We start from the raw sequence: 1,334 nt of genomic DNA on the forward strand, positions 1-1,334 counted from the left end.
GTAAGTTCCACCTACCAACTACCAACCATTTACTCATCTCCGACGTACGCTGGGACACTCACTCGAACAAAATCCTCCGAACTTCTATGCAGAGCATCGGTTTCCTCAATTTATTATGCCCGGCATCTGGATGCCCTGCCGATTGTTCCGCAAATAACTGTGATAATGCTGCATCTTCTACGGGTAGTGATCATGGAGCAAATTTCCAATTTCTTTTCCGAGACAACATGGGCAACCCTAAAATACTTGCACCAGGAGAGTCGTTTGATATTACCGTCTTCTTCGGCGGATCTGACAACAAGGTCGACGCAAACGATATTCTGGTTGCTGCCGGAGCCGAAATCTATTCGATCGCATATCCCGGTTCTTCGGAAGGATGCAATTCCGCGGCCTCGGGAGCTCCCGTCACGTATATCTTTGGATTTTTGGGCGTGGGAGGTTTAGCTCTAACCAGTCAACCATCAGCTGCTCCATCGGCAACACCTTCCGCTGCTCCAACTAGTGAGCCTTCTGCTTCGGCTTCTCCAACTTCATCACCGTCGACAACCCCCACCAGTGAGCCTTCGGCTTCGGCTTCTCCAACATCAACACCGTCGGCAACCCCCACCAGTGAGCCTTCGGCTTCGGCTTCTCCAACAAGTAAGCCATCTGCCACGCCATCGGCTACTCCATCCGCCATGCCCTCGGATTTTCCATCGGCCACACCTTCCAATGCTCCATCAGCAACGCCCTCAGCTACCCCCTCCGCCTTGCCCTCGGCTACACCATCGACCACGCCTTCGGCTACTCCATCGACCACGCCCTCGGCTACTCCATCGGCCACGCCATCAGCTACTCCATCGGCCACGCCATCGGCTACTCCGTCTGCCCTGCCCTCCACTACTCCATCTTCCACACCCTCGGCTACTCCATCGGCTACTTTATCGGCCATGCCCTCAGTTACGCCATCGGCGACACCTTCCGCTGCTCCCTCGGCCTCGGCTAACCCCTCTGCCTTGCCCTCTGCTACTCCATCGGCCCTGCCCTCGGCAACCCCAACTAGCGAGCCATCTAGCTTACCCTCAGCTGCTCCAACCCGTGAAAATTGTGCTGATGTGAAGCTCACATGCCCTCAAAATTTAACAGGCAAAGGCAAGGGCGGGAAGGGCAGCTCAGCCTCTGGAAGAAGCATTCCCATCTGCCTGTTTCGGCAAACAAGCACAAGCAAATCTAAAGGGAAGGGCGACAAGTTTGCTAATCCAAGCATGCCAGCCTACGAGACTGTCTGTACTAATGTTGACGAAATTGACAGTATTGATGATTTCTTTGAGTGTGGATGCTGCTCTTTTCAAGAT

Annotated in this window: 2 protein-coding genes; both read right to left on the reverse strand. The window is 54.0% G+C overall.

The genetic code is table 11. The features are described 5' to 3' along the window. Positions 1–454 precede the first annotated feature (454 nt). Entirely contained in the window at positions 455–1,105 is a 651-nt protein-coding gene (locus V6D20_03305) for a hypothetical protein (protein ID HEY9814820.1), read from the reverse strand. Between the two features lie 46 nt (positions 1,106–1,151). Further along, positions 1,152–1,334 (reverse strand): hypothetical protein (locus V6D20_03310; GenBank protein HEY9814821.1); only part of this gene is annotated, 183 nt, incomplete at its 5' end.

The sequence above is a fragment of the Candidatus Obscuribacterales bacterium genome, assembly GCA_036703605.1.
GTDB lineage: Bacteria > Cyanobacteriota > Cyanobacteriia > RECH01 > RECH01 > RECH01.